Here is a 26,968-nt window from a genome sequence, read left to right on the forward strand (position 1 = left end):
AATCATACCCATAAAAAATATCCATATACGAATCACTCAAACCAACGCCGGATCAATAAACCTGTCCTTCCGACAAGAATATTAATCTCATTATTAAAGTGACCAAATCAACTTCAAAGCAATCAAAATCAACACACAACCAAGTATTTTCTTAACAGACTCAGGACGCATTCTATGATGCATCACTTTAGTTCCAAGATATCCACCGGCCCATGCTGCACCACCGGCAAAAATCAAAATCTTAATTGAAACAGATCCCATCGCAGCGTACGCCATGAAGGCGGAAAAAGATGAAAAAGGCACAGCAAAAGCAGTCACTGTCGCAACTTTTTTCGGGTTAAAACCTTGCAAAATCATCAGCGGTGAAATAACTCCCCCGCCCCCTACACCGAGCAACCCCGAAAAAAATCCGGCAACAACACCTACTAATAAAGGCCCGATTACAGGGCGGTCTTCCCGGTACTGATCTTTATATTTAGATCTTTTGAAAAAAAGCATCATGCAACCGGAAAAAACAAGAAATCCGATGAACACAAATAATATTATACGAATGCTGAGAAAATGCCCTGCCCATGCCCCGACCGGAGCCAGAACGATGGATGAAATGATGATAGGCAGCCCGAGCTTGAAATCCAGACGTTTGGCTTTGATGTTGGAATATGTGGCACCCAGCATGCTCAGACAGTTTACAAAAAGCCCGGTAGTACGGGCCAAATTAAAAGGTACGCCAAGCCATGTCAGAGAAGGAATGAGAACCAGCGCTGAGCCAACTCCCCCTAAGGCAAATAAAAAACTCAGCACAAAAGAGATAAATGCAATTACAATTGTTAAATCAAACATTATGGTATGCCTATTCTAAATACTTAAAAAATAGTGCCCATCCCGCCACATCGAAATAGGCACATCATAAAAACTACATCTTTGCCAAAGGTCCGGGTTTAAAAATACCGACCAGATTTTCCATCGATGCAGTCAGTCCCTTGACCTCATCAAATCCATTTGCCCGCAAATATGTGTACGCTACCGCACTGCGGAAAATTGAAGTACAGAAAAGAATAATAAATTTATCTTTAGGAAGCTCATTTATTCTTTTTGGAAGCTCGTGCAGTGGAATATTGGTTGCGAAAGGAAAAACCATATAACCCTGCTCAAGCTCAGTACGCACATCCAAAAAAATAAAATGATCATTTCCCAAAGCCTTGCGAACCCCTTCAACACTTATGGCATGCTGACCAGAACTTATAAAATCAAAATCCATCTCCGTTAAAACATCATCAAAACCTTTCATTTTAATCTCCTTTTTAACATAATTATTGTCAGACCTTCCCGAACAACTTGCATAGTTGGCAAAACGACCAATCGTTCTTTTTAAAAAAAATGAGCACGCGCGGCTCACTCCCAACTTCTCACGAACACACTTTTCCCCGTCACATTTTCCAATAACGCCAAATAAAAGTCAGTGTCAATAAATTCTACAAACAGAACAGATACAAGCTGTGTATAAATAAGAATATCGTTCGCTTAATAAAGTTCAGACAACATCATTTTCTCTAAAACAGTTGATATATTATCCAGCCCCGTCTAATAATAAAAATAACGCACATAGAAACTAACCTTTCAACCAAGATTATCCTAACTAAAGGAGCCTCCAATGATTGAACTGATCGAAATAGCTTCTTCAAAAGCCGTTGGTTTAAGAGTTTCCGGCAAGATTGAGGAAAAGGATATTAAGCTGGTAATTGATGCGGTTAATGAAAAATTAAAATACGAAGAAAAACTGGCTATTTATGTAGAACTTGTTGAATTCGGAGGAATCTCCATAAAGGCCCTGATTGAAGACATAAAGTTTGCCTTCCCCAACATGAAGAAATTCACTAAAAAGGCCATCGTATCTGATAAAAGCTGGCATGAGACACTGACGGAAATCAGCGATAAAATTTTTCCGTTTATCGAACTTAAGCATTTTGGCGTTGAAGAAAAAGAAAAAGCACTGCTCTGGGTCATGGAAGATTAAAAAACTTTAAGGTTTTTAAAAATTTTTATTGACATCTCGCGACTGTAGACTTAAAAGATGCTCTCTTGAGGGCGAATAGCTCAGCTGGAAGAGCATCGGCCTTACAAGCCGAGGGTCACAGGTTCGAGCCCTGTTTCGCCTACCATTAAAATATTAAGCGTCACTTAACGCACTTAATATATTCGGAGTCGTAGTTAAGTTGGTTATAACGCCGGCCTGTCACGCCGGAGGCCGAGGGTTCGAGTCCCTTCGACTCCGCCACTTTTCAGAAAGCCCCTTACATGCAAATGTAAGGGGCTTTCTGGGTTTTGTGCATATGAATGTAATCCCACCTTTATTTTTTCCCATTTATTTAAAAATCATAATCAACAAATCATTAGATCTATAACATACATTACAGAGACTTGTTCATTGTCTCCATACGACTCCCACCAATCACTCAATTCACAAAAGAAATATTTTTAGCAAATCCGGCCTATATGGCTAAAAAATATGTTAGGTAATTCTGTTGAACCTTGTTCACCCCTCTTGTTCGGTGACAAAATTAGAAACATCTACCCAGGACATATTATGACAGAAAAAGTATCCGCTATTGTTTACTGTGAAGGTTTTTTTGGAGAAATGGATGGAAAAACGGCCAACGGCTTAGCAAGACATTCCGACAAATATGAAATTGTGGGAATTATCGATAGTACCAAAGCAGGCTTAGATGCCGGAGAAGTGCTGGACGGAAAAGCAAATGGCATTAAAATTTTCAAAAACACCTTTGATGCCCTTGAAGGAACAGAAGATTCAGTAAAATATTTCATTTATGGGATGGCTCCTCTCTCCGGTTCCTTTTCCGCAGAGGACAGCAGTGTTCTTTTTTATGCGATGGAACGAAAACTTAACATCATTAACGGACTGCATGAATTCTTAACAGACAATAAAGCTTTCATTCAAAAAGCTACCGAATGCAATGTTCAGTTACATGACATTAGAAAACAGCAAAACAGTAACCAGCGAAACGTTTTCAAAGGCGATATCTTTAAGGTCAAATGCCCTAGAATCGCGATACTTGGAACAGACAGCGCAGTCGGAAAAAGAACGACCTCAGTGATCATAACTAAAGCACTGAAAGCTCTGGGACTAAACACAGTCATGATCGCAACAGGTCAGACCGGCATAATTCAGGGAGCCGAATTCGGTGTACCTCTTGACGCACTGACAGAGCAATTCATCTCCGGTGAAATGGAAAAAGCTATATTCGACGCATGGAAAACCAAACATCCCGACATCATGATTCTCGAAGGACAAGGATCTTTAAGTCATCCTGCCTATTTGAGTTCATGCTTTATTATCCGAGGCGGACAGCCTGACGCTATTATTGTTCAGCATCCACCGAAAAGAGAAAAACTGGGCGATTATCCTGATATAAACATGCCTGATTTAAAAGAAGAAATTAAACTTATTGAAGTCTTCGCTAAAGCTCCCGTCATAGGCATCACCATTAATCACGAAAATATGTCTGATTCAGAGCTCACCCAGACAATTGAAGATTACGAAAATAAATTTGAAATCCCAACGACAGACGTTCTCAAATTTGACTGCGCTCCATTAATTAAAAAAATACTCGAAGTGTTCCCACAGCTTAATGACAAGATCGCGTAATGAATACGCCCTATCTTGAAATTGACTTAGCAAAGATATTTAGCAACACGCAAAAATTAGTTGAAATGTTCGGGGCCAGAAACATTGATATTACCGGCATTACCAAAGTTGCGCTCGGAGAACCAAAGATTGCAAATTGTTTGGTTTCAGCCGGCATAGTTTCAATTGGAGAATCAAGAATTGCCAATATCAAACGCATGCGGCAGGCAGGCGTTAAAGCCACATTCACTTTAATCAGAACCCCGTCAATGACCGAAATTGATGATGTCGTGAAATATGCGAATGCGAGCTTAAATTCTGAATTATCTATAATCGCGGAACTTTCTGATTCTGCCATTAAACAAAATAAAATCCACGATGTCGTTCTGATGGTTGAGATGGGAGATCTGCGAGAAGGAATTCTTAAGAAAGATCTGGATGAAACAATTGATAAAACAATTCAATTGAAAGGTGTAAACCTTATTGGTTTAGGCACAAATCTAGCCTGTTTCAGCGGAGTTAAGCCATCTAAAACGAATATGGATAAATTATCACTTTTGGCTGAAACATATGAAAAAAAATATCATATAAAGTTTCAGATTATTTCAGGTGGTAATTCTGCAAATTTCGAATGGTTATTTGCAAACGACGACCTAGGCCGGATAAATAATGTCAGGCTGGGTGAGTCTATTTTCATAGGAAAAGAAACTCTTTCGAGAAAACATATTGAAGGATTGCATCTTAACGCAATCACCTTGGTTGCCGGAGTAATAGAATCCAAAACCAAGCCATCTCTCCCAGAGGGTGAAGTGGGACAAGATGCTTTCGGCATCACTACTGCCTTTGTAGATAAAGGCGATATGCTCAGAACTATTCTTGCTATTGGCAAACAGGACGTTCATGTGCCGGGTCTAACTCCATTAAGTGATGTTGATATAATCGGCTCCAGCAGCGATCATCTGATATTAGATGCGACACGATCCCCATTGCGCGTTGGTGATCAAGTAAGGTTCAGCCTTGATTATGCAGCATTGCTCTCGTGTATGACCTCACCATTTGTCGCTAATTCTTTTGTCTAAACAACCTTTTCCCAATAATAACTAAGTAGCCATAGCAACTGCCATTTTCAGAAAGCCCTTTACATGAGATGTAAGGGGCTTTCTGTTAAGGCTTGACTTTTATTCACAAAAAACTAACTTGTCCGATGAGTGGATGATCCAATAAGAGGAGGTTGCAGTTATGGACAAAAAAAAGCTCATTAAATTGTCGTTGCCTAAACAAATTTCGAGTGAAATCGAAATGTCGATTAAAAATGGTTCCCTGAATGTCGGTGATAAATTGCCTTCTGAACCGGAACTTGTAAAAATTTTTGGTGTCAGCAGAAATACAGTTCGTGAGGCAATTCAATCGTTAATACAGGCTGGAGTCCTCGAATCTCGTCAGGGAGATGGCACCTACGTCATGTCATCTGGAAGATTTGAAGCCAATATGGTCAATCGTCTGTATGAATCCATGGATGAGGTGAATGAAGTTCGTCTGTCCTTGGAAAAAGAAATTGTCAAAATTGCAGCAGCAAGAAGAACCGAAAAGGACTTGGAACTGATTAGCATAGCATTGGAAAACAGAAATTTAACAAAAGACTCTGTGAGTGAAAATTGTAAATGGGATATGGAATTTCATTTAGCGATTGCCAGAGCATCACACAATTCTATTTTTTACGACATCTACAATTCTTTTTCTACGTTTATATACAAATCTGTGGAAAATAAAATGAATGGAAAAGAAACCATAGAGGGAATGCTGAATCAATTACATATAGATTTATATGAAGCGATATATCAAAAAGATGCGGAAAGAGCAGAAAGCATTATTGTTACAATTCTAGAGAACTAGAAGAGAAGGCATGGAATTTTGAGTATTAAAATAAAGAAGAGTTCCCAGTTATTATTAGTTATCATAATTATTCTTGTATCATTTAACTTGCGAGCCCCGCTTACTTCTGTAGGGCCGATCATTCATTTTATACAAAAAGAATTTCTATTAAACAACAGTATGGCTGGATTACTGACAACATTACCATTGATAGTCTTTGGTATAATTTCTCTATTTGTTTCAAAAATAAGCGCAAAATTTGGATCTATGCGCACGCTTATTTCAGGTCTTGTTTTAATTCTTATAGGAGAAGCGATTCGCTCCTATACCGGTTTGTACGGCTTATTTATAGGTACGGGCATTTTGGGCATTGGGATTGCCGTTGGCAATGTGCTTATACCAAGCTTTATAAAACAAAAATTTTCCGCTCATATCGGCCCTATAACAAGCCTTTACGCTACATCCATGTGCCTTTCTGCGGCGCTTGGAGCCGGACTAAGTGCCCCGCTCATTTTACAGTTTAATTTTGACTGGAGAGATACACTATTTATATGGAGTGTTTTGGCGGTAATAACGATTGCAACCATGTTTTTTTATTTAATAAAAAACAAACCTGCTCAACTCCCCCCGAAAACCGCCACCCCCGAACTTTTTGGAATAAATGAAAAATCGATATGGAAGTCCCCGTTGGCTTGGTGGGTGACGCTGTTTATGGGCGCTCAATCTCTCGTGTTCTATTCTCTCGCAGCATGGCTGCCCTCCATGATTACATCCAAAGGGATGGGGGTTGAATTTGCAGGATTAATGTGTCTTGTTTATCAGCTGATGGCCATTCCTGCTACTTTGATTATTCCGGTTCTGGCAGGTAGACGGGATGATCAGAGAAAACTTACGACAATTAAAATTGGAATCTACCTTTTGGGTATCCTTCTACTTTTTTTTACAAAATCAAAAACGATCATTTTACTGTCTGTGGTCTTAATGGGTATAGGTATGGGAGGGAGTATCAGTTTAGCAATTGCATTTATTTCCTTGCGTACCCCCAATGCTAAAAAGACAACTCAACTTTCCGGGATGTCACAATCCTTTGGCTATTTTTTCGCGGCACTCGGTCCGTTTTTACTGGGATTTATGTATGACGTAACACAGTCATGGGATTTGCCCATCATAAGTCTCGTTACGGTTCTAATATTGTTGGCATTTTTCGGGCTCAAAGCGGGAGCAAATAACGTGACACATGATTAAGTAGCCATAGCAACCGCCATTTTCCAAAAAGCCCCTTACATATAATGTAAAGGGCTTTTTTTTTAAATTTATCAGACTATTTTTAAAAGGCTGTTTACTCTTTCTACCAGACAATTTATCCTGACAGTATTAAGGACTCGCAAAACCACTTACATACAAAAAAACGCCAGCGGAGCAACGAGCCAACTATTTATGCTTATTCCATATAACATAAAAATTTTTATTACCCTCTCTCTAAGACTAACGAGGATAATTCCGCTTTTGCTACTAAGTGTCATGCTCTTCGTGAGCGCATGTGCGACCCGCTACCTGCCTGAACACCCTCCTCAAAAGATTATAAACAATGCCTACCCTCCAGCCACGAAAGGAAAAATCGCCGACCTTGCAACTCGCTTACAAGTCTTGCACGGTCAGGGTAAACCTGCGTCTTTAGCTTTGGCTCGTAATGATGAAGCTTTGCGGTGGCGTATACTCTTAACTGATTTGGCTACTGAATCGATAGATCTTCAGACATTTATTTTACACAATGATGCTTCCGCCAGCTTTCTTTTGGACAGATTAATAGCTGCTGCCGACCGGGGAGTACGAGTGCGGATATTAATTGACGACTTCCTCATATCGAATGACAAAAACATTCCCATCCTTGATTCCCATCCCAACATTGAAGTCCACGTATTCAACCCGTGGAGAGGAAGAGAAACAACCATAGGGAAAGGGTTTGAATTTATCACCAGAATGGATCGTCTAAATCAAAGAATGCACAATAAGCTCATGGTAATAGATAATCATGCCGCAATTATGGGCGGGCGAAATATCAGTGATGAATATTTCGGTATAAACTCCAATTTCAATTTCCGCGATATGGAAATCCTTACTATCGGCCCTATTGTCAAAGAAATATCCCATCAATTTGATATATACTGGAATGATGCGCTGGCCTATCCCGGTGATGCTTTTGCACACAGAAAAATTACTTCGAAGATGCTGGATGAGCTTAGAAAAGATCTTAACAAACAAATTTCAAAATCGCAGACCTTACTGGCTCAATTTTCAGCGCCACAACAAGGCTGGGACAGCTACTTAGAATATTTTCAAAATAAATCTACATCCGGTAAGACATGGGTAGTCTACGATGATCCTCCGGTAAGCGTTGCCGACAAAACACAGGTAAGACATACACACAGGATGAACGGACTTGAGATAGTTCCGCAAAAAGAACTGCTGATCATCTCGGCTTATTTCATTCCAGACAATCAAACCCTTGAGGATTTTAAAGGACTGATCAAAAAAGGTGTATCAATTAAAATTTTAACAAACTCTCTAGGCTCAAATGACCAGATTATCACCAACAGCGCCTACAAATTCAAAAGAATACCTATACTAAAAACAGGCGCAGAACTTTACGAATTACGTTCTGATGCAAAAGACCGCATTATGTCTGAAGACCCCAGAGTAAAAGCCAAATGGCTGGGGCTGCATTCCAAGCTGATTATTATTGATCGCAAAATTTCATATGTAGGGTCACTGAACTGGGACCCACGATCTATCGCAATCAATACGGAAATCGGGCTTATTATCGAAGACCCCGTTTTAGGTGAGCAGTTAGCACAAATTGCGCTGAGAGATATGCACCCGGAAAATGCGTGGCGTGTGTTGATTGATAGCAAAGGAAAGCTATACTGGAAAAACAGCGACAGGAAAGTTTATCTTCAACCTGCCAGAAATTTGTGGCGCAGAATAAAAGACGCATTCTACACCCTTCTTCCTATTAAAGATCAACTCTGACGCCCCCGCGCCTAAACTCATAAGCAGCAATTTTTTACAAGACGTGACACCACCCCATCCGTTAGCTTGCCTAGTAATAAGGATTATGCGAAAATTTTCGCAGCGAGATAAATTATGAGCAAGGGCAAAATTCAATACCTGCGCCCCGTTGAGGTCGAAGGGTTAGAGATTCAGGAAGTCATAAACTCGAATCACTCTTTCCCGAATCATACGCACGGCTTCCACTCTGTCGGAGTAATGGAAGCCGGGGGTTGCTATTGCCGTCAGTCCGGAGCAGAAAGTTCATTTGTCAGAGGAGGAGAAATAGCCCTATTTAATCCAGGCCTCGTTCATTCCGGAGTCCTGCCAAGCCGGAACTCACTGATAACTTATAGGGTTTTCAGCTTTGCCAATCCTCTTATTGAACAGGCTTCCCGGGATCTTGCCGAAAAAGAAGGACTGCCTGAATTCAGATCAGTAGTAATTGAAGACGAGCTTGCCACCTGTTCCCTCACTCAATTGAAACACACTGTTGTGGCCCAAGCAGGCAGGCTCGCTCTCGACACGGCTCTTTCCAGAGCAGCGGCAGCATTGCTTACCCGTCACTGCGAAATAACCTCCAAAGTACCTAAAACCAAAGAACCTGTAGCGGTGCAAAAAACTCGGGACTACTTAACAGAGAACCTCTCCGGCAAAGTCTCCCTTAAAGAGCTCTCGCAAATAGCAGGACTTTCCCGTTATCATTTACTCAGAGTTTTCCGCGAAGCCACCGGATTGCCTCCTCATAACTTTCACATTCAACAACGGATTGAACACGCTAAAAAATTACTTCGCACCGGAACTCCATTTGCACAAGTTGCTCTTGAAAGCGGCTTCTCAGATCAAAGCCATTTCACAAACGTATTCCACAGATATACGGGAGCAACGCCAAGTCAGTATACTTACGGTCAATAACCTTCCATCTCAGCACTTCCTCACTGAATAGCAATTTTTTCCAAGACTCAAAAAGCCCATCCCGATAAAGACACTCCTAATAGGAGAACCAGCAATGACCACTGATCATCAGAAAGACGATTCTTTGAAACCGCAAAATATATTTCCTGTACTGGCTGTGCTTGGCGCAGTATTTCTTTGGGGTAGCTCATTCGCGGCAATGAAACACTTGGTTACAACCATAAACCCGTGGACCATCATGTGGCTCAGAACCGGTATTGCCACACTTGCCCTCATACCTTTTACGTCCAGACTTTCCGAACCTGTAAAAAAAGGAAAAGACCGCAAAGCTCTTGCCCTTTTGGCTTTTTTGATGCCCTGCCTCTATTTTTTATTCGAATCTCATGCCCTGACTTACACATCAGCAACACAAGCAGGACTGATATCAGCCTCACTGCCTCTGATGGTTGCGGTAGGAGCAGGATTCTTTTTCAAGGAAAAGACTACGATTATCGGCTGGCTGGGACTGGCAATATCCATAACAGGAGTTGGTGTACTGTCACTCACAGGCTCTCCATCGATTAATGCAACCAACCCAATCCTTGGCAACATGCTGGAAATCGCAGCAATGATCAGCGCGACCGGATACATGCTGTTAGTAAAACGATTGTCTGCGAACTACGGCCCGTGGACACTTACGGCTGTTCAAAATGCGTCAGGATGTTTATTTTTTATACCCGGTCTATACTTACTCATTCGCGACGGACTTGGGCCTGACCCGCTCACCATTCTGATAATTGCAGGCTATCTCGGGGCATTTGTAACTCTTGGCGCATTCGGACTTTACAATGTCGGAATGAGCAAACTTCCTGCCGGAAAAGCATCTGCATTCATCAATCTTGTTCCCGCAATTGCGGCTTTCTTCGGTTGGCTTCTTTTGGATGAAACTCTGACTTACCTGCAAATGCTCGCATCACTGATAATCTTTGCCGGGGTATGGCTTGCCCAGTGCGGGGATAAAATCGGCAGAAAAAAAAGACTCTGCCGTGCCTAGATAATAAAATGTATAAACATTAAACTCAAACTTCTTAAAAACCCCCTTGCGTAAAACAATGTAAGGGGTTTCCTGCTTTCAAGAAACAATAAACACTTAATCCTCTGTCTTTCTGATTGTTTTTTTATTATGCTTTTATATAAATAAATTATTTTAACATTTCACCAGCCGAACACATATTTCAATACGGGAGTGACTCTCATGAAAAAAATATTATCGACTATTTTTATACTTCTGCTTCTGGCTGCAACAGCATGGGCAAAACCTCCCGTTGTGGGATTTGTTACCGGCTCCTCTGGATTGGGGGACATGTCCTTTAACGACATGGCTTACGGCGGAATTCGCAAAGCTCAGCAAGAATTCAATTTTAAATTGATAATTCTCGAGCCTCGTAAAACAGGTGAAACCACACTTAAAGATTTTACCACTCTTGCTGATCAATCTGATGTAATCATTCTTCTAGGTGCACAGCATCAAGAACTTACAACACAAGTGGCCGGAATTTACCCCGACAAAAAATTTATAATAATAGAAGTTCCAATTGAGAATGTTGCCAATATTTCCTCAGCCGTCTTTAAACAGTACGAAGGCTCATTCCTGGCCGGAGCTCTTGCCGGATATGTGACAAAAACACACACTATCGGATTTATAGGAGGGGCGGAGGTTCCTGCTGTGCAGCAGTTTGAAAAAGGTTTCCGCGACGGAGCAGAATATGCAGCTCCCGGAACAACCGTTCTTGTTGAATATCTCAGCCCCGCCGGAGATTTTTCAGGATTTAACAATCCGAAAAAAGGATACAAGCTGGCTATGAATCAATACGGAAATAATGCAGATATCATTTTTACCGTTGCCGGACTTACAGGAAACGGAATAATAGAAGCAGCAAGGCGCTCGGGAAAATACGCAATAGGAGTTGATTCAGATCAGGATTCTTTAGCCAAAGGAAATGTTCTGACCAGCATGATAAAACGTATGGATATAGCTGCTTATGAAGAACTAAAAGACATAATGAAAGGTAAATTTTCCTCCGGTCCCACTTACTATGGATTGGAAGGGGATGGGGTAAGTTTAAGCGAGATGAAATATACCCGCGATAAAATATCGGACGAAATCCTGAAAAAAATTGATATAATCAGAAAGAAGATTATCAAGAAAGAAATCATTATCAAGAAAGATCAGTATGAATAAAAGCAGAATTCGCTTACTTTCAAAAAAATATCACCCAAAAAACACAATACTGAAATAAAAACGGAACACGTTTTTCAGCATAATTAAAAAATGAAAGACAGTTTAAGGCTGAAAATATCAATAGGCACTGGTCTTATTTTGGCGATTTTTTTCTTTTTTCTCGGGTACTACATTGTTGATTCCCAGAAAAAATCATTAGAAAACCGCCTCTACGAACATGGCAGCAGCATAGCGGCTCTGACAGCTCGTTCATGCGCAGAATACCTGCCACGTTTCAGCTTCTTTTTAATAGAAGATCTAGCCCTTTCTGTCGAACAATCACCCCAAGTAGCCTTTTGCGAAATTTTTGACCGCGAAGGTACCCCTTTTCTGCAATCGGGAAATATTATTTCCAAAAATCACACAATTAAAAACAAGCCGCAATATGGCGACAATATAATGATTGTATCTCGCTCTATTCTCAATGGTGAAGAACTTTTGGGCCGAGTTGAAATTGGATTGAAACTGGATAAGGTCAAACGTCAGATTAATGAAAAAACTCTCAGTCTGATTCTTCTTTTCAGCACATGTATGCTTTGCACAATTATCGCTTTGGATGCTTTTTTCAAACGCATTCTGATTACTCCTCTCGGAATGCTTGATAAAAATACAAGAAAGATTGCCAATCGCGAATTTGTTACGGTTGATGTGGGCAAAAGAATAGATGAAATAGGGAGATTAGCTTTAAATTTCAACTATATGAGTACAAATCTGAAGAATCTTTACCTAAACCTTGAAGTCAAAGTTCAGGAACGAACTCACGAACTCGAAACAACCAACCAAAAACTGGTTAAAGCTATTGCTGAATCGAAAGCAATGGCTGTCGAAGCTTCAAAAGGAGCCGTTGCCAAATCGCAATTTCTTGCCGCGATGAGCCACGAAATAAGAACTCCTATGAATGCGATTCTAGGAATGGCTGAAATTCTCGAAGATTCCGGACTGGACAGTGAACAAAAACGATTTATCGAAATCCTTCAAGAATCTGGAAAATCACTGCTGCTCCTGATTAATGAGATTCTGGATTTAAGCAAAATTGAAGCAGGGCAAGCCCACTTTGAACATAAAGATATTGATCTCGACCAATTACTGGGAAAAGCATTTAAGGTCACAGCACTTGCAGGCCACAGCAAAGGACTTGAACTTGCGTACAATATCAACAGAAATATTCCTCAAAAAATTATCGGCGACCCTTCAAGGCTGCAACAAATTTTTGTAAACCTCATTGGCAACGCCATCAAATTCACCGAAAGAGGTTTTGTTGTTATTGAAGTGTCCCTGAGCGAAAACAAATCTATTGAATATAAGAATAAGGTAGGGATACATTTTGCTGTGAAGGATAGCGGGATAGGAATTGAAGAAAACAAACTTGAAAGTATTTTTGACAGATTTACACAGGCAGACTCTTCCACAACACGCCAATACGGGGGAACAGGTCTGGGTCTTTCAATTTGCAAATCCCTTTGTGAAGCAATGGGTGGAAAAATTTGGATTGAAAGTAAAAAAGGGTTCGGCTCCACCGTACATATGGATATTCCTTTTATAAAAAGTACCGTCATTTTTTCCAACGATTCAATCCTTAAAGATAAGTCTATCCTGCTGATTAACGATCAAGATTATTCACGCGAAGCTTTTGCAATAAGACTCAGCTCAACGGTTAAAAGAATTGATAAAGCTCATTCTTTTGAAACCGCTAAAACATTGATAAATGATCAAAAACAAAAAGGGCTGATTTATGACCTTATTCTTATCAAAGATAATATTCACGGCTGGAACTGGGAAAAAACAGTCTCATCACTAAAAAAACTGGAAATACAAGAAGAAAGAATTATCCTCATTGCCACTGTGGACCATGATCATATAGACAAGTCCTTTGATGGAAATGTCATGCTTAAACCACTCACGCTCTTGGATTTGGAAAAAGTGGCAAAAGAAATCCTAGTCAAAACTTCTCATAATCTTTCTGAAAAAAACAACATGCGGACAATCGAAATTCAAACTTCGCCTCTCAATGTTCTGCTGGTAGAAGATAATAATGCCAACTGCATGTTGATTGAACTTTTTTTCAAAAACCTTCCCCATAAACTAACCATTGCCAAAAACGGACAGGAAGGCTTTGACAAAGGAACCAGCTCACATTTTGATTTAATTTTAATGGACATTGAAATGCCTATTATTGACGGCTATGAATGCACTCGCAAAATAAGAGAATGGGAAAAAGAACAAGGGAAAACACCATGCAAAATTGTAGCTCTTACGGCTCATGCTTTAACTGAAGTACGAGAAAAAATACTTACGGCGGGCTGCGATTCTTTCCTTACTAAACCTGTTTCAAAAGAGAAAATAGTTAACACCCTGAACGAACAAAACGAGAAAGGCCGCGTCAGCTGACGCGGCCTGTAAAACTGATGACAATTCAGCTTAGGTGACCACCTAATTGAGGCGACCTTTCTAGGTTCGGAAGGAACTTCCGATGAGGTCCGTACTTAGTTTAGAACGGATATTTTCTGAGCTTCGATCCCGGCGAAGATAAGGTCCTGCTCGACCCTGCCTTCAAGTGAGACTTCAGCGCTTTCGTTAGCAGGCAGGGAACCTGCTTTGTCAGTGCCTAAATCCACAATTATTTCGCCAGTCGCGTCTTGAAATACATACTTATTATTGTTAATCTTCTTAATGAAGTGTCCGTGCAGAACAGCTTTAGTATCTGCGCCGGAAATTCTGGCTTCCGCTACAGTTGTTACATCGTTAGACTTTGGGTCCTGACATTCAGCGGTTGCTGCGGCTGCTACAATAACTAGAAGAACGAGAAATATAACACTCATTTTTTTCATCTCTGTTACCTGTTCCATATTTATGGAAGTAAAGTTAATAAAATATTTTTAGATCCTAAAATTTCCTGACTAAATCTTTTTTCCTCAACCAGAACTCAGCTTGTGCTTTTTATCACTAAATCTTTTCTGCAAAAACGTCTGTGCTGATCGATTGATCAAACAATAGGGAATTCTAATTGATTATGCAATCAAAAAAACGCACCTGCTTGTGATTTTTAGCACAAAACAACTTTAACATACTGATTTAAAAGGAAATATATTTTCACTTTTTGCTATTTACGGCCTAAAGCACAAATATGCTGCAAAAATTTTTCCGTTCTTCTATTTAAAAGGATATCAAACTGTTGTAATAAAAATGATCAGGCATACATATTCAAAAGACTAAAAAACATTTTTCAGAGACAATACCCTGTTCACATTTTTTGAGGGATCTTATTCCGTCACCAGCGTTTTAAATAATGTTATGATATGCGGGAAAAATGACTTGATATTAAACATGGAAACTGCAAACAAGACTCAGCGCTGAACTCACAATATACAAATCCTGCTTTATATAATGCGTTGTTTCCACAATTTAACTTGTAATAAAAGTAGATAAAATCAGAATGAGCCAAGAAAAGCTTCTAGACATAGTATATGCCGACAACAAGCTCGTGGTTGTGAATAAGCCAAGCGGCTTGCTATCTGTCCCCGGACGCGGCCCTGAAAATCAAGACTGCGTGGTTACCCGTGTTCAGGCCATGTTTCCTGAATGCCGCAAATTTCCCACGGTTCACAGGCTTGATATGGACACTTCCGGACTGCTTGTACTGGGACTTACGGCTCGTGCGGTGCGGGAACTGATTGATCAGTTTCAAAAACGGCAGGTTAAAAAAAGATACATTGCTTTGCTGGACGGAATTATAAAAGAAGATGAAGGCATCATAGAGATGGCTTTCAGGCTTGATCCTTATAATCGCCCCTATCAGGTGTATGATCCCATACATGGAAAATTAGGTGTAACTCACTGGCGCAAACTGGGAATAGAGAACGGCATGACCAGAGTAGAATTTAGCCCCCGTACAGGCCGTACTCATCAACTGAGAGTTCACTCGGCCCATCCTCTCGGGCTTAACTGTCCCATTGTAGGAGACAGGCTGTATGGAACCGGAACAGCGCCGGGACAGCTAAAACTTCATGCCGGGTACTTATGCTTTACGCACCCCAAAACTAAAGAAGTGCTGGAATTTGAAATTCCGCCATTGTTTTAGATTCAATCAAAAAAAAGACCACCGAATCACTTCGGTGGTCTTTTTATATATTTATCAGTGAGAACTAACCGAGCGGTGTGTTTTCAAGCAAGTTCCAGATACCGCATGGACAAACGTTTCCGCAGAAACCGCAGCCGATACATTTATCCGGATTAACCACCATTTCAAACTTCTTGCCGCCAAGAGCTTTGCGGGAAATCGCGCCTTGAGGACAGACCGTTTCGCAAAGACCGCAATCTCTACATGATCCGCAAGATGAACATTCACTTGCACACTGCTGCAAGTCTGAAAATTCAGTCAGACGAGGATCAAAGTACTCAAGAGTCATTCTGGTATAGTCAATAACCTGCTTAGGAACAGCCTCAGGACGTTTGCCTGTGAATATTTCATCAATTGCTTCCGCAGCCTTACGACCATGCCCGATGGCATGAGTCAACAAACCGGGACGCACAGTGTCACCGATGGCATATACTTTAGGATCAGTGGTCTGATAATGATCATTAACAACCACGTGACCACGATCAATAGCAATACCTTCCGGAAGAAAATCAACATCAGGTGTGTCACCGATGGAGAGAATCACGGTATCAGCTTCAATAAGCTCGCCGGACTTAAGCAAAACGCCTTCTTTAGTCACTTCCTGAGTGAAACAAGGCCACTTGAATTTTGCTCCTGCCTCTTCTGCTTCTTTCCTTTCTTTACCGAAAGAAGCCGGTTCCTGAATATCGATCAAAGTGATGGACTCAGCGCCGAGGCGTCCGCATTCAGTCGCAACGTCACAACCGACGTTACCGGCACCGATGATAACTACTTTTTTACCGACCTTGGCATCACCCTTTACTGCACTCTGAAGAAAAGTCAGTGCAGGAGTAATCATTTCATGACCGGGAATAGGAATCATGCGCGGTTTCTGAGCCCCGATAGCAAGAACAACAGCATCATTTGCCTGCTTAAGTTCTGCAAAATCATCACTATCCATTTTTTTATGTAGATGAACGTGAGGAATAACTTCCGCAGCTCTTTTCAGTTCAGCTTCAAGAACTTCCTTAGGGATACGGCTTGAAGGAATAGCGGAGGCAATTTTACCACCAAGAGTTTTGGCCATATCGTAGACGACAGCTTCATGCCCTTTCATGCGAATCTGCCATGCAATGGAGATCCCGGCAGGGCCACCGCCGATAACAGCTACTTTTTTACCGGAAAGCGGTGGCAGCTTAGGAGCCTTGCTATTCACGCCTTCACGTCCCAATTTAGTGATGTCCACAGCGGGCATATTTTTAAGGCCGCGAGTACATCCTTCCATACACAAATTAGGACAGAGATATCCGCAGACCGTTGCCGGAAATGGAGTATATGCAAGTGCTAAATCGATAGCTTCATCAACAAGACCGTCACGAACAAGCTGCCAGCGCTCCTGAACAGGCATCCCGGTAGGACAATTGTTCTGACAGGGAGCCGCATATTTAGCGTTTTCCCAAACGGGAACATATCTTCTGAGATTACCTGTTGGAACCAGCCCGATCGGGGATCTATCAATATCAGTTAAATCTCCGATCAAACCGCCACGTCCAAGTTCTTCATCCCATACTTTCGCACGGAACTCAGTCATTGAGCGACGGACTTTTCCTGTTTTCTCAAAAGGAGTTTTGGCTCTGATAAGTTGCCAGTCAGATCTGATAATCAAATCTTCATAGGCTTCCGACCTGCCGATTTTAGCAAGATTTTCTTTAATATTTTCGGTCAGCCATGCCCAGTCAGCATCGCTGATAGGTTCTAGAATGGCATCTGACTGAGAAAAACCGTCATGTGGTCCACGGACAAAAATACGCCCGCTAACCATACCTACGCATGGCCTATACCCGAGAACGTTTTCCTGAGTCTGCCCTTCGTAACCACATACTACTGCGATTCCGCCAGCCATGAATTCAGCAAAATAGTCACCGACTGATCCAAGAACCCATAATTCGGGTGGATCAAATCTCGGGTTGGCTTTGGTCATGGTCATACCGCGAGCACCGATGCTCCCGTTAATTACGACTTTACCTTGCGCCATTGCATTACATGCGCCGTTGGAACCGTTGCCGAGAACGATAATTTCCGCTCCGGCATTAAGCCAGCCAACGTCATCAGAAACTGATCCGTGTACAGTAATGGTTGTTCCGGGGAAACCTTTTGAACCCAAACGCTGACCGGGAGACCCTACAACTTCGATTTCAATCGGTTCTTCTTTGGAAATCCACAGCCGTCCACCAATTCCATGTTGACCAAGGGCATCTATTTTAAGCTTACGGGCGCCTTCACGAACACTCTTTTGAATGAGTTCTTCAAGAATGCGTGATTCAAGACGTAAACCGTCTTCAACGCCGTTTATGCATATTGTTTCTGTAGCCATTTTTTATCTCCGGTATATCATGAGCTTCGGTTTTTAAACCACGTACTTGATGCCGAGTCTGTCGGCTGCATCACGATCACTGATTCCGAGTGCGTCCGCCATGCCGATAGGCAAAGAAGTCGAACGTCCGAGAGGAGCAATAATCTTTTTGAGTTCCGTGTCGAAGCTCAGATAAAAGTCAACAACGCGTTCTGCAACTTTTTCAGGATCAAGACGACGATAAAGACGTGGGTCCTGCGAGGTTATTCCCTTCGGACAAATCCCGAGATTACAGACGTTGCAGCGGTCTTTCTCGGAACCGAGACAGCCAGCTGCGGCCTGCATGACGTACTTACCAACCTGAACCATACTTGCGCCGAGCATAATCAAAGCTGCTGCGTTAGCTGCAAGGTTGCCGGACTTACCGATACCGCCACCTGCGATCAGTGGAAGTTCGTTCTGTTTTCCGGTTTGGACAAGTGCGTTGTAACAATCGCGCAAATTACTTGCGATAGGATGCCCCATGTGATTCATGGACACATTGTATGCCGCGCCTGTTCCACCGTCTTCGCCGTCAATGGCAAGTCCTGCCGCATAAGGGTTACGTGTCAGGTTGTTAAGAACTGCAAGCGAGGTAGAAGATGCTGAAATCTTCGGATATACAGGAACCCTGAATCCCCAGGCCATACTCATGGACTGAATCATCTTGGCAACAGATTCCTCAATGGAATACTGAGTCTGATGGGTAGGAGGGCTCGGCAGGCTGATTCCCTGAGGAACACCGCGAATAGCAGCAATCAGCTTGTTAACCTTATACCACATGAGCAGACCGCCATCACCGGGCTTAGCTCCCTGACCGTATTTGATTTCAATAGCGCATGGATCGACTTTCATTTCTGGGATAGCATGAATAATTTCATCCCATCCGAAATAGCCGCTGGCTACCTGTAAAATTACATATTTCAAAAATCTGGAGCGCAGCAGACGCGGAGGACAACCGCCCTCACCTGTGCTGATACGGACAGGCATACCGAGTTCTTCATTGAGGTATGCAACGCCCATCTGCAGACCTTCCCACATATTGGGGGAAAGTGCGCCGAAAGACATGCCGCCGATGACCAGAGGATATATTTCCCTTACCGGAGGTTTCCAACCATTTTCCGCAAAGGTCTTCATACCTTCTTCGGGAGACTGAACCCTGCCGAGCAGAGTAGTCAGGTTGAATTCATGCCTGCCTGCATCAAGTGCAGGGTCGGTAAGCATGGAGATACGCATAAACTTGATCTGATCAAGCAGGCTTTCACCGGAATTTCTGCGGCCACCGCGAGTTCTGGGGTTCCCGCCGCGATCACTATGAAACTTAAGGGTAGTAGAACCTTCATCGCGATTCGGCCTGATTGCATTATTTGGACAGACCATGTTGCACATGGAACAACCGATACATCCATATGCAGGATCGGTTCTCTGTCTGATTCCGTAAAAGACTGAATACTCGTTGGTCGCCTTTGTTTTGAGACCGATAGGAGTTTTAATATCACGTTTACGAAAAACGCCTAGTTCAATAGCATTTACCGGACAGACCGAGGTGCAACGACCGCACTGTGTGCAAAGGTCTTTGTCCCACTCGATTTGCCATGGCAAATCCTTTACGCCTAAAGTTGACGGGGTAATTGGTCTGTTTGAGAGCATTGGATAATCTCCTTGCAGTCGGGTCCGACAATAGCTGTATCAAGATGCATTGGTTGAAAATCTTTGGATTTATCACGATCAGGAATAGCGGCATTCAGGCCGCAAACTTCAGAAGAGAAACCAAAGATGCCGTCTTTTCCGCCGACAATTCCGGGGCGGAATTTCTTGCGGTCCTGAGTCATAAACATGCGTCCACCGGGCAGACAGCCGATGACACAGTTAGGACCGTCGATAATAAGCTTGCGGCATGTCCTTTTGAGGTCTGTCAAAAATTCTCTGTCAGGATGATGTGCTAATTCGCCATCACTTAACGGAGTAATGATATGTTTATATGCCCTGATATCAAGGCCGAGTTTTTTAGTTGCATAGTGAGCAATATGAGTGAAGACTTCAGAGTCTGACTGATATCCGCTGTACCCAGTAATATTTCTGGATTCAAGATATTCTTTAATGGGGAGAAAAGCGGTATTCTCACCATTAGTCATGGATGCAACGCCTTCAATAAAGAAAGGATGACATGCATAAAGGTTGATCGCGTAGTTGGTATTCTGTCTGCCCTGAGCAAGAATTCTGCGAGCATAGATGTCTTTATTGCGATCAAGCAAAAGGTATTGGCCGATTTCGAGAGGATCACCGACTTCTTTGATTACTATTGTGTCAGGCCAGAAAGAGAACACCATCATGTCGCCGGTTTCTTCGCCCATCTTCTTAAGATCTAGACGCATTTGAACCAGACGAACTCCCTGCTCTGCTTCAGTCATGTCTTCCCATCCTCTGGGAACACTGTAAGCAATGGCAGCATATGTTCCGCGAACAGGAGTCCCGACAGGAGGAGGAGTATGAGGAGTATAAAGGATACTGAATTTAGACTTAAACCCCTTATCCATTATGTACTGATCCAACCTGCGAAGGCCGGCCTCTGTGAAGATACCCGATAAAATCGGACAATCTTTTAATTCTTCAAACGGACCGCTGAGTCCATTCAAATATAGTCCCACACCGGAGCCATCATGCCCTTCTTTCATTACATTAAGAGCATCAATAGCGCGCATGGGTGAAATTGGATCGCGGCTTGTAAGTGCAAATAAACGGCACATATTGTCAGATCACTCCATGATTATAAGGTTCCACATTCTTGCAGTTACTTAAAGATATATACAATCCGGTATATTTTACCAACTCAATTCTAAACATCTTTTACACGGCTACAGAAAATGTTGCTTGAAATGTATTTTTAACTCAGCCACCCCGGCTCTAATCAGTAATTTCGAGGATTGTCATCAAGCGAGCGAACACCTTTACATTTTGAGTCTTTCCACCCCTCAAAATTGGTGCTGAAATTATTCGGTGCTCATTAAAAAGAATCAAAACCAGAATAAAAAGGTCGTTTTTTTGCAGATTAGAGCGATTCAGGAAAACCAGAATGACAGAAAGGAACAATTTTGGCAAACAAAAATACGAAAATGGAAGTTTTTTTGGTTGAAATTCTTATTTCACCTCTTTCCCTTCCATTCTTTTTACGTAACCCACCTTAGACGACCCCCTCTCCTTTGCGTTTTTCGAAACAGCATAAACAACTGAAATTCTTTAACAAAATAAATTATACCCAAAATTAAGGCTAAACTTAACCATACTTACTATTTTTTACAAAACATGCTCCTGCACCAAACTATCTAAGAACAAACCACTAAAAATGCCATAATTGTCATAATGTAACTAAACACTAAAAGCCGAGTTCATGCCTATTATATATAGGATACAGACTGATTTAATACACCCTAATGATTCTTAGCCAAGGAACAACCTTAATTCACCTGAGCAAATACGGACATTTATAACATTTTTGTCAATACAGCCCCTGTAAAAAGAGCTTTAAGTACAAATTTGCAATATTTCACCTTTGCAAAGTCAAACTTGCCTGACAATCAAGAAAAAGAGTAAAGTACAAAGTAAGCACTTTTATCCAACCATAGACTCAGGAAGGAATTATTATGCAGCGCGATGAAATTGAAAGAATATTCGAAGCTTATTTTGAAAAATATAAAAAAACAGAAGGAGACAGAACCGCATGGTCTGCCGTCTGGCTGGAATCAACGCCCGCAGGAGTACTTGAACTGAATATGACAAAATGCCCCAGAGGGCTGATCTTCAAATTGTTTGTGAATAAAAAGAAAGAGGCGGAAGTAGCAGGGTGGGATGCATTTTTTGAAACAATGAATCTGATATCAGAAAAATACCCTTCATTATATGATGAAGAGAAAGTTTTCTCAGACATGAGTTTTGTAATTTAAAAGATCTACTTGCTGAGATAAGCTCTGTATGCAAGCAGCACAGAAGGAAGTTCCGTGACTTTAAATCCGACTTTTGCCGCAGTGGCTAATTCAGCACGGTAAAATTCATCCTTCACGTGCATTCTCGGTTCCGTAAAATAAAACCCTCCACCGGGTTTGAGCACGGAGAATACTTCCTTGAAAGCTCCTTCCAAATCAGGAGTTTCGTGCAACACATGACCGGAAACTACAAAATCAACCGTTCCGGTGTAACCAATTTTTAGAGGTCCGCATTTATGCGGGGAAATAATATCATCAACACCGGCTTTAGCCGCCCGCTCCATCGCGATCTCGAGCATCTTCTCCTGAAGATCAACGGCAATAACTTTTCCGCCTTTGCCAACAAGCTGAGCCGCTCCAATAGAGTAATGCCCAAACCCGCAACCGAAATCTAACACGGTCATTCCGGGTTTCACCCATTTTGACAAAGCATCATCCACAGGATCAAGCATACGCCGTAAAAAATTATCAAAAGTATACGTCAACCACCATGGACAAACATGCATACCTTATATCTCCTCAAGTTAAAAAACCCGCAAGCCGTTTCATGTCTATGCCTAATTCCGAAGGATCAGTTTGACAAAGAACTTTCATTCCCTGCCCTTCCATACCATAGGAATTTAAATCAATACACTCGGAACGGACAGGTCGCATCTTTTTATCAAAAAGGACCTTAACCTTCGGCTTTTGAGGTGCATCATCATTCGTTTCAAGGACCAATGCAAACCTCTTATCTTCCAACTGAACAAATGTACCCGGAGGGTAAATACCCATAATCATTACAAATCGATTAAAATAAGCAGGATCAAAGTCAGTACCTTTCCACTTATACATAAGACTTAATGTCTTGGATGCGGTCATAGCCTTTTTATAAACTCTGACACTGGTGAGTGCGTCATAAACATCACTGATGGCTATCATTCTACCGAAAGGGTGAATCCCCTCTCCTTCCAAACTGCGGGGATAACCCGTCCCGTTAAAACGTTCATGATGTTCAACAACTCCCCTCAGAACCTCTTTGCGCATCCCTTTGACAGAACTTAAAACTTTCAATCCCAGCAAAGAATGAGTCTTCATAATTTCATATTCGTCATCCGTAAGCTTACCCGGCTTATTCAAAACCTTATTGGAAATACGCCCCTTTCCAACGTCGTGAAACAAAGCTGCAATTCCTAACTGTTGCAGCGTGGCTCTATCCAGCCCTATATCTTTTCCCAGAAGCACAGAATATAAATTTACATTTATGCAATGAGTATATGTGTATTCGTCATAATTTTTGAGAAAAGACAATGTCAATAATGCTGATTTATTAACAGAAACATTTTCAATAATCTGATCAACAATTGACTCCGCAGCTGCAACTTCAATACTCTTACCAGTACGGATATCACTTATCATTTTTTTAACATAGCACATAGCTTCGTCGTGCACCTTACGCGCAGCCGGCAAAGCCTCCGCCAGATCTCGAGCAGCAGTATCCGCTGTCCGTTTCGACTTAACTTCTTTTTTACCGGGGAGATCCAGGAACTTGTCCGTAAGGATCTCAACCTGTTCTGTGTCATCAGGAAGATATTTTTCAATATCCTCAAAAGATTCTATAAATCTGCCGACTTCAACTTGCGGGTCAAGAAAAGACCCCTTACCATACCCGCGAATATACATGCCGGGTTTAACATCTTTTTTCTTAATAGCTTTTACGTTATCAGCCATTTATCTAAACCTATACACAGATTTAACAGCAACACGCAGGACATGCCTGCCTGCATGCCCCACCTTATTAACTACTCGCCACAAACGTCCTGAGACCTCTAAATTGAGGATCTTTTAAAGAAGGTCTATTATAATCTTAACAAGCAATCTGAATTTCATTTATTTTAAAACTAATACTACTTCATTTAGACCGCAATTATACTCAGAGAAACTTAAAATAACCCTCATTATGCACATTGGACATATTAAAAGCTTCTTGACCATGGAGCGTGGATGTTCTACGCAAGTATTTCAGCAACTGAATGTTGCACCGTACTAAGCAGCTTCTCTTCCGGAAATCGCTCCGGTTGCGGCTGCATTTTTATTGACACCACCGAGGAAAAATTTGAGGTTTATGAAATGAGCACGATACCCATTTCAAAAGAAGGCTTTGCCAAGATTAAGAAAGAACTGGATTCTCTGAAAAGAGAACGTCCAGGCGTAATCAAAGCAATCAAAGAAGCTCGCGAAGAAGGCGACCTTAAGGAAAACGGGGGCTACCATGCTGCGCGTGAGCGTCAGGGAATGATGGAAGCTAAAATAAATTATATTGAATCCCGAATCCCGCATTTTAATATTATTGATCTGGCTACACTCGGAGGTTCCAAAATCATTTTTGGAGCAACTGTTGTGCTGGAAGATATTGAAACAGGCGATACAAAAATATATACAATAATGGGCCCCGACGAAAGTGATTTCAAAAAGGGAATCATCTCTATTGAATCCCCTGTGGGACAGGCTCTACTTGGAAAAGAAGAAGGCGACGAAGCTCTGGTTAACGCGCCTCGCGGAAAGATCGAATATGGAATTGTATCTGTGACCTTTAAGGGACACGTTTCCTAACTGACTTCCGTGAACGTATTACAGGGCAGCAATATGCGGCTTCTGAAAATAGATTTTTAAAGGGGATGTGCTTACGCGCAACCCCTTTTTCTTTTTAAGAGCAACCAAACGAATATGAGCAATAAAAAACAGCCTGCATTAGCGGATATTACTTATTCAGGATTCTGCGAAAAATGCAACACAACTCATACGTTAGGATCGAAGAACACCCTCGAATTGTGCGAACTTCTCATGAAAAGAATGGACCGGGAAAAGCGCATCGATTTCACCGTCCCTTCCGCTGATGCGAATCCGGATTTGTCCACCGATTATCTTTTCGGTAATGCCCGGGGACAAATGTTCGGCGTAATGACTTACACAGGCAATCAAGGGGAAACCGGTGCGGCCTATGCTTTCTCAGGTCAATATAACGGCATATGGGAAGTTGCTGGATGGGTTGCACCTATAATTGATACCACCGAATTCGACTCTCTTACCAAAACTACGGAACTCGAAATCAAAAGAATCGGCAGAGAAATGGAACTGTTCCCATCCGATTCAAAAGAACGAAAAGAGCTTTCCCGGCACCGCAAGCAAATGTCCCGCGATTTGATGCAGAAAATCCACGCCATATATCGTCTACCAAGCTTCACTGGAGAAACTAAAATTCTGCCGAAAGTAGCTCCTTCCAACAAAGGAATTCCAACCGGTACAGGTGACTGTTGCGCTCCCAAGCTCCTTAATTTCGCTTTACGCAACGAGTTGACCCCGCGCGGCATCGCTGAATTCTATTACGGCAAAGAAAACCGCTCCGGCTCCAAGCAGCATAAGCAGTTTTATTCTTCCTGCGAAGAAAAATGCGGATTGATACTTGGACATATGCTTTGCGGATTGAGCTCAGAATAAAGGGGCGCCAGCTTCAAAAACATTTTCCCATATCGTAAATATCATTTTCAGATTATATTACACTTACGGAGGATCTGAATAATGACAAAAAAAACCATCTCATCTACGACACTTAAAATTCTTTTTATCTGCCTGACACTTTTTTTGGTAAGTTGCGCCGGATCTAAAACCGCGCAATCACCCGAACTGCCATTACAAACAAAATGGGTTCTTGAAGATCTCGATGGCAAGGGTGTTATCGACTTCGCACAGTCATGGCTTATGTTTTCTGAAGACGGAAAAATAACCGGATCAGGCGGGTGCAATCGCTTCAACGGAAGCTACACTTTTAATGATCAAAAAGTCGAAACTGGACCACTTGCAAGTACTCGCATGGCCTGCGGAGAAGCGCTTGATCATCAGGAATTCAAGTTTTTAGAAGCTCTCGATCAACCCCTAAGTATTAGAATGGAAAACGGCCTGCTCTTCATGGAAGGCAATGGAAGAACCCTTCGCTTTTCGCGCATGGAATAGTCTACCGGGGAAATAGATATGTTTCGAGATTCAGACAAACTCGGAAAACTCACAATAATCATAGGTATACTTACCTTGATCTCCATTGTGCTGTTCTATCAGTTATTAGATCTGCCCATTGCGAAAGGTGCCCATGCCCTTAAGGGCTCTTTTCTGGTAACACTCGGTAAGGGAATAAGCGCGCTGGCATCAGAGCATGTGGTGCAGACCATAACCTTCGCCACTCTTTTAACCGGAGTATGTGACGCTGTAGTTAATGGGCAGAGTATGCGCTCCCGCAGCTTGCTTTTTATTGCCCTTGCGACAGGAAGTGCAATGCTTATCGGTGATGAATTGAAATGGTTTTTCGCCCGTTGCAGGCCGCTTCTTTTTTTTGAGGACGGTTCTTACGGATTCACTTGGTTTTCAGATAAATACCTTAAACATTCATTCCCGTCAGGACACACGCTACGAGCTTTCTCTTTGACCTGCTCCGTTGCTCTGCTTTTACCTAAAAGACGCTGCCTACCACTGATTCTGGCTGTATTGATAGGTCTCAGCAGAGTTGTTGTGGGCAAACATTACCCTTCGGATGTAATATTCGGAGCTTTCATCGGAATGACCTGCGCAGCATGGAGTTACTATTTCATTTTCAAGGACACTCGCTGCTCACGTTAAACTCAAAAGCACATTTACTATAAGCCGTTCACATTATTTTGACTTTGCTAGTTCACATTAAGTGACTCAACAAAAATAATATTTTATTCCAAAAAAAAGATCCTTCTTACAAATC

At 41.9% G+C, this 26,968-nt stretch carries 24 protein-coding genes and 2 tRNA genes; 18 read left to right on the plus strand and 8 right to left on the minus strand.

Translation table 11 applies throughout. The features are described from left to right. Nucleotides 1-93: 93 nt before the first annotated feature. Together BLT41_RS15435 and BLT41_RS15440 are read right to left on the minus strand one after the other, a co-directional pair. The gene (locus BLT41_RS15435) at nt 94-840 is read right to left on the minus strand and encodes a sulfite exporter TauE/SafE family protein (RefSeq protein ID WP_092162753.1); all 747 of its coding nucleotides are present in this window, start codon (nt 838-840) and stop codon (nt 94-96) included. Between the two features lie 73 nt (nt 841-913). Beyond that, nucleotides 914-1,288, minus strand: coding sequence for a rhodanese-like domain-containing protein (locus tag BLT41_RS15440; protein WP_092162755.1), 375 nt, complete (start codon nt 1,286-1,288; stop codon nt 914-916). Between the two features lie 363 nt (nt 1,289-1,651). Between BLT41_RS15440 and BLT41_RS15445 the strand changes: the two genes are divergently transcribed. The 12 genes from BLT41_RS15445 to BLT41_RS15500 all read left to right on the plus strand — a co-directional run bounded on the left by BLT41_RS15445 (nt 1,652) and on the right by BLT41_RS15500 (nt 14,126). Beyond that, on the plus strand, nt 1,652-2,014 hold the full coding sequence (locus BLT41_RS15445) for a SpoIIAA family protein (RefSeq protein ID WP_092162757.1): 363 nt from the start codon (nt 1,652-1,654) through the stop codon (nt 2,012-2,014). A 69-nt stretch (nt 2,015-2,083) separates the two neighbouring features. After that, a tRNA-Val gene (locus tag BLT41_RS15450) sits at nt 2,084-2,159 on the plus strand. A gap of 39 nt (nt 2,160-2,198) precedes the next feature. Then, nucleotides 2,199-2,275: transfer RNA gene (locus BLT41_RS15455), tRNA-Asp, on the plus strand. A 309-nt stretch (nt 2,276-2,584) separates the two neighbouring features. Beyond that, nucleotides 2,585-3,664, plus strand: coding sequence for an N-acetyltransferase DgcN family protein (locus BLT41_RS15460; RefSeq protein ID WP_092162759.1), 1,080 nt, complete (start codon nt 2,585-2,587; stop codon nt 3,662-3,664). Then, a complete protein-coding gene (locus BLT41_RS15465) occupies nt 3,664-4,722 on the plus strand; it encodes an alanine/ornithine racemase family PLP-dependent enzyme (RefSeq protein WP_092162761.1) in 1,059 nt (352 codons plus the stop codon). The genes BLT41_RS15460 and BLT41_RS15465 overlap by 1 nt, the downstream gene beginning before the upstream one ends. 160 nt (nt 4,723-4,882) lie before the next feature. After that, nucleotides 4,883-5,536, plus strand: coding sequence for a FadR/GntR family transcriptional regulator (locus BLT41_RS15470; protein WP_092162763.1), 654 nt, complete (start codon nt 4,883-4,885; stop codon nt 5,534-5,536). An 18-nt stretch (nt 5,537-5,554) separates the two neighbouring features. Beyond that, nucleotides 5,555-6,760 (plus strand): CynX/NimT family MFS transporter, encoded by a 1,206-nt coding sequence (locus BLT41_RS15475; protein WP_170830388.1) that lies wholly within the window; start codon nt 5,555-5,557, stop codon nt 6,758-6,760. A gap of 285 nt (nt 6,761-7,045) precedes the next feature. Then, nucleotides 7,046-8,545: a phospholipase D family protein gene (locus BLT41_RS15480; protein WP_170830389.1), complete on the plus strand. Its 1,500-nt coding sequence runs from the start codon at nt 7,046-7,048 to the stop codon at nt 8,543-8,545. Between the two features lie 114 nt (nt 8,546-8,659). Continuing rightward, nucleotides 8,660-9,478, plus strand: a complete 819-nt coding sequence (locus BLT41_RS15485) for a helix-turn-helix domain-containing protein (RefSeq protein ID WP_092162770.1) — start codon at nt 8,660-8,662, stop codon at nt 9,476-9,478. Between the two features lie 94 nt (nt 9,479-9,572). Further along, nucleotides 9,573-10,511, plus strand: a complete 939-nt coding sequence (locus tag BLT41_RS15490) for a DMT family transporter (protein WP_092162772.1) — start codon at nt 9,573-9,575, stop codon at nt 10,509-10,511. A gap of 201 nt (nt 10,512-10,712) precedes the next feature. Beyond that, nucleotides 10,713-11,699: a BMP family lipoprotein gene (locus BLT41_RS15495; protein ID WP_092162774.1), complete on the plus strand. Its 987-nt coding sequence runs from the start codon at nt 10,713-10,715 to the stop codon at nt 11,697-11,699. A 90-nt stretch (nt 11,700-11,789) separates the two neighbouring features. After that, nucleotides 11,790-14,126, plus strand: a complete 2,337-nt coding sequence (locus BLT41_RS15500) for an ATP-binding protein (RefSeq protein WP_092162775.1) — start codon at nt 11,790-11,792, stop codon at nt 14,124-14,126. Nucleotides 14,127-14,221: 95 nt separating this feature from the next. Here BLT41_RS15500 and BLT41_RS15505 read toward each other — a convergent pair whose 3' ends face one another. Then, nucleotides 14,222-14,557, minus strand: coding sequence for a NirD/YgiW/YdeI family stress tolerance protein (locus tag BLT41_RS15505; RefSeq protein WP_092162989.1), 336 nt, complete (start codon nt 14,555-14,557; stop codon nt 14,222-14,224). A 614-nt stretch (nt 14,558-15,171) separates the two neighbouring features. On the opposite strand from BLT41_RS15505, the gene BLT41_RS15510 reads away from it, so the two are divergent. Beyond that, on the plus strand, nt 15,172-15,816 hold the full coding sequence (locus tag BLT41_RS15510; RefSeq protein ID WP_092162782.1) for an RluA family pseudouridine synthase: 645 nt from the start codon (nt 15,172-15,174) through the stop codon (nt 15,814-15,816). A gap of 64 nt (nt 15,817-15,880) precedes the next feature. On the opposite strand, the gene BLT41_RS15515 is transcribed toward BLT41_RS15510, so the two are convergent. From BLT41_RS15515 to BLT41_RS15525, 3 genes are read right to left on the minus strand one after another with little or no spacing between them, the layout of a single operon-like run. Next, on the minus strand, nt 15,881-18,208 hold the full coding sequence (locus BLT41_RS15515; protein ID WP_092162783.1) for an FAD-dependent oxidoreductase: 2,328 nt from the start codon (nt 18,206-18,208) through the stop codon (nt 15,881-15,883). 33 nt (nt 18,209-18,241) lie between these two features. After that, nucleotides 18,242-19,876: a glutamate synthase-related protein gene (locus tag BLT41_RS15520; RefSeq protein WP_092162784.1), complete on the minus strand. Its 1,635-nt coding sequence runs from the start codon at nt 19,874-19,876 to the stop codon at nt 18,242-18,244. Next, a complete protein-coding gene (locus BLT41_RS15525; RefSeq protein ID WP_092162785.1) occupies nt 19,840-20,973 on the minus strand; it encodes a class II glutamine amidotransferase domain-containing protein in 1,134 nt (377 codons plus the stop codon). Before BLT41_RS15525 ends, BLT41_RS15520 begins: the two co-directional genes overlap by 37 nt. A gap of 894 nt (nt 20,974-21,867) precedes the next feature. Between BLT41_RS15525 and BLT41_RS15530 the strand changes: the two genes are divergently transcribed. Further along, nucleotides 21,868-22,167 (plus strand): hypothetical protein, encoded by a 300-nt coding sequence (locus BLT41_RS15530; RefSeq protein WP_092162786.1) that lies wholly within the window; start codon nt 21,868-21,870, stop codon nt 22,165-22,167. A 5-nt stretch (nt 22,168-22,172) separates the two neighbouring features. On the opposite strand, the gene BLT41_RS15535 is transcribed toward BLT41_RS15530, so the two are convergent. Further along, on the minus strand, nt 22,173-22,712 hold the full coding sequence (locus BLT41_RS15535) for a class I SAM-dependent methyltransferase (RefSeq protein WP_092162787.1): 540 nt from the start codon (nt 22,710-22,712) through the stop codon (nt 22,173-22,175). 13 nt (nt 22,713-22,725) lie between these two features. Continuing rightward, nucleotides 22,726-23,916, minus strand: coding sequence for an HD-GYP domain-containing protein (locus BLT41_RS15540; RefSeq protein ID WP_092162788.1), 1,191 nt, complete (start codon nt 23,914-23,916; stop codon nt 22,726-22,728). A 399-nt stretch (nt 23,917-24,315) separates the two neighbouring features. Between BLT41_RS15540 and greA the strand changes: the two genes are divergently transcribed. From greA to BLT41_RS15560, 4 genes are all read left to right on the plus strand, one after another. Beyond that, nucleotides 24,316-24,798: a transcription elongation factor GreA gene (greA, locus tag BLT41_RS15545; RefSeq protein ID WP_092162991.1), complete on the plus strand. Its 483-nt coding sequence runs from the start codon at nt 24,316-24,318 to the stop codon at nt 24,796-24,798. Nucleotides 24,799-24,912: 114 nt separating this feature from the next. Continuing rightward, nucleotides 24,913-25,683 carry a hypothetical protein gene (locus BLT41_RS15550; RefSeq protein WP_092162789.1) on the plus strand — a complete coding sequence of 257 codons (771 nt, stop codon included), beginning with the start codon at nt 24,913-24,915 and terminating at the stop codon, nt 25,681-25,683. An 81-nt stretch (nt 25,684-25,764) separates the two neighbouring features. Next, nucleotides 25,765-26,196, plus strand: coding sequence for an META domain-containing protein (locus BLT41_RS15555; RefSeq protein ID WP_092162793.1), 432 nt, complete (start codon nt 25,765-25,767; stop codon nt 26,194-26,196). Nucleotides 26,197-26,214: 18 nt separating this feature from the next. Further along, nucleotides 26,215-26,853: a phosphatase PAP2 family protein gene (locus BLT41_RS15560; RefSeq protein WP_092162795.1), complete on the plus strand. Its 639-nt coding sequence runs from the start codon at nt 26,215-26,217 to the stop codon at nt 26,851-26,853. Nucleotides 26,854-26,968 lie beyond the last annotated feature (115 nt).

This window comes from Maridesulfovibrio ferrireducens (assembly GCF_900101105.1).
GTDB classification, from domain to species: Bacteria; Desulfobacterota; Desulfovibrionia; order Desulfovibrionales; family Desulfovibrionaceae; genus Maridesulfovibrio; species Maridesulfovibrio ferrireducens.